Raw genomic sequence first — 2888 nt, 5'->3', positions numbered from 1 at the left:
GTAGGCTCCGATGCCGTGCTTGACGGCTGGGGAGATGTAGGAGCGTATGGCGAGCCAGTTGGCGGCGTCGGCCTCTGACTGGTGGCAGCCGGAGATTTTCACCTGGGTCTTGACCGGCCGCTGGTCGCGCTCGGCCAGGTTGTTGGTCGGTTCGAGCGTGGTGTCTTCCAGGAAGCGCAGGTACTCGTGCTCGCGGTCGCGTAGCCGCTCAAGCAGGTTGGTCGCGTCGCTTTGTGCCCGGTTGCCGGGCAGGCGGGGGTGGCGGGCAAGGCCCACGGCCACACCCTGGCGCAGGACCCGCAGATACACCTGGCCCTGTTCGGGCGGCACGTGGTCGAGTCCTGCGGCGCGGGCCGCGTCGGCCTGCTCGATCAGCCGGGCCAGCGCCCAGCGGATCTGGTCGGCCCAGGGCTGTTCGGGATTTGCCTCGACCTGCGCAGTTAGTTCCCTGATGACGTGGGCCAGGCATAGCTGATGGTGGGAGTGCGGGTAGCCGTCGTAGAGCTGGAAGTAGGCGTCGTGGATCATTGTGCCGCGGAACTGCGGCAGGATCCCCAGGCTGTTGGCCCCGGCGCGCGAACGCGGGGCCAGGGCGAGGTAGGTGAGCAGGCGTGTGCACGCGACGTGCAGGTAGCGGCGCCGGTCGGCGCCAATGCGGGTGGTGGTATCGTCCGCGTGCAGTACGTGCCCGAGCGTGAGCAGCGCCCTGATGAGAGCGAGCGCGGGCTCGACGAGCTTGGCGGCGCGCACGAGCTGGGACGCGACCCAGCCGGTCGAGGGCGCGGCCCCGGTCAGATCCGCGATCAGCTCGGCGGCCCGCGCCACCGGAACATGCTGATACACCAACAGATACACCGTGAACGCGGCGAGATGAGGCCCGTAGGTGGGGCTGTCGCTCACCCCGGCGGGCACCGGGGCGCCGGTTACAGCGCCGCAGCCACAGGCCACGCGGTGGGATCGGGTTTCGATCACCTGCGCGCATACCGGCGGGATGTCGGTGCGCTGCCGGCGCGAGTAGCCCAGGCTGTCGACCTCGCCCAGCCCATCGAACAATGCGCCGCACTCCCGGCACGCGTCGGGAAACGCGTGCTCGGTCTCATCGGGCCGCTCGACCAGCGCGAGCCCGCCACCGCCAGCGCCGGGCTGGTTGCCGCGCCCGCGCCCGGTCTTCGGGGCCGCGGGCCCTTCGGGCTTGTGGAACACGTCGCTCGACGGGGGCATCGAGGAGTTCCCGGAGTTGCGGCCAAGTCGCCGTTCCATCTGCGCGATCCGGGCCGCCTGCTCGGCAACCGTCGCCTTAAGCTCCTCGATCTGGCGCTGCTGTAGCACGATCAGCGCAAGGAGATCCTCACACGAGAGCGACTCCAGCCCCGACACGAGACAGAACTCTGCCACAGCCGGATCAGACAGCGCCAACAGCACGCCCACCTGCACGCCGAGCAAAATCACAAGACAGATAAATGTTTACGTGACGCGGGGCTGTTGCCGCTGCATGTTCGAACCATGAGGTATCCGGACAGGGGTGGGTTGTCGATGCGGGCCCGGGCTGGCCGGGAGGCGCTGCGCTTCGAGGCGGCCGGGATGTTCGAGGCTGGCAGGGACGCAGGCGAGATCGCGCGTGTGCTGGCGGTCACGCGCAAGTCGGTCAACGCGCGGAGGCGGGCCTGGCAGGTAGGCGGTATGGATGCCTTGGCGTCCAAAGGGCCTGGTGGAGCGGTCTGCCGTCTGGACGAGGTACAGCTCAAGGTACTGCAGCAGGCGTTGGGCGAGGGGCTGGCCGCGCACGGCTGGGTGGAGGACCAGCGCTGGACCCTGCCGCGGATCACACGGCTGATCTTCGAGTTGTTCCGGGTGCGCTACACTCCGCGCGGGGCTTGCTGCCTGCTGCACCGCATCGACTACAGTCCTCAGGTACCGCAGCACGTGGCGGCCGAGCGCGACGAGGTACAGGTGCAGACCTGGGTGAGGGAGACCTGGCCGCATATAAAAGGACTGCGGCACGGCTGAGTGCCTGGATCGTGTTCCAGGATGAGTCTGGCCAGAGCCTTCGCCCGCCCAAGGCGCGCACCTGGTCGCGGCGCGGGGTGACACCGCGAGTAAGGGTGAGCAGTAAGGGCTCGGGCCGGGTGAACCTGGCCGGGATGATCGCGCTGCGGCACGGGTTCCGCACTCGGCTGATCTATCGGATCATGCCTTATCACGGCCGCAAGAGCGAGCGGAAGGGCTTTCGCGAACGGGACCTGGCCGGGATGCTGGACGCCGCCCACCAGCAGCTCGGCCGCGCCAACATCATCCTGGTATGGGACAACGACACCGCGCACCGCGACGGCGAGATGAAACGGCTGATCGCGCAGCGCGACTGGTTGACCGTGTTCCACCTGCCGCCGTATGCGCCGACGTTGAATCCGGTGGAAGGCTTGTGGTCGGTGCTGAAACGCTCCCTGGCCAACCTCGCCCCACACGGCACCGATGCCCTGGCCGCGCTGGTGCGCACCCGCCTCAAGCGCATGCAGTACCGCAACGATGGATTGCTCGACGGCTTCATCACCGAAACCGGCCTCACCCTGCAACCACCGTAGCCAGAACACCAGCCTTTCCGACTCAGTAGTCGCTTGTGGCAGGTGAGGGTGGCAGCGAGAGAGAGGAACGTGGCAAAGCAGGTGGCCTTTCGCTCGTAGCGGATGGTCAGGCGTCGGTAGCCGAAGATCCACGAGATCGTGCGCTCGACACGCCACCTATCCCACCTGCAACACGTACTCACGGCCATCGCCGTGAACATCGAGCGCCTCAGCACCCGATCAGTCGCCGAGGAAACCTCCCCGGCAAGACCCTCAACGGCCTTCCAGGACTTCCTAGACCAGCAGGGAATTCCCCGGTCGAAATCATGG

General features: G+C 67.6%; 2 protein-coding genes and 1 pseudogene. 1 reads left to right on the top strand and 2 read right to left on the bottom strand.

Translation table 11 applies throughout. From position 1 onward, the window contains the following. Positions 1 to 1395 (bottom strand): IS66 family transposase (gene tnpC / locus VGS97_RS21150; protein WP_326855347.1); only part of this gene is annotated, 1395 nt, incomplete at its 3' end. A gap of 108 nt (positions 1396 to 1503) precedes the next feature. Here tnpC and VGS97_RS29905 point away from each other — a divergent pair. Beyond that, positions 1504 to 2579 (top strand): IS630 family transposase gene (locus VGS97_RS29905; RefSeq protein ID WP_422653158.1). Its coding sequence is split into 2 segments (ribosomal slippage): positions 1504 to 1981 and positions 1981 to 2579, totalling 1077 coding nucleotides; the frame shifts between segments, so codons are not numbered across the junction. A gap of 26 nt (positions 2580 to 2605) precedes the next feature. Here VGS97_RS29905 and VGS97_RS29640 read toward each other — a convergent pair. Next, positions 2606 to 2737: pseudogene (locus tag VGS97_RS29640) on the bottom strand (IS5/IS1182 family transposase); the annotation flags it as partial. Between the last annotated feature and the right edge of the window lie 151 nt (positions 2738 to 2888).

The organism is Actinocrinis sp., from assembly GCF_035946395.1.
Taxonomy (GTDB): Bacteria; Actinomycetota; Actinomycetes; order Streptomycetales; family Catenulisporaceae; genus Actinocrinis.
The sequence above is the reverse complement of the archived record's forward strand: the minus strand, read 5'-3'. Positions and strand labels throughout refer to the sequence as shown.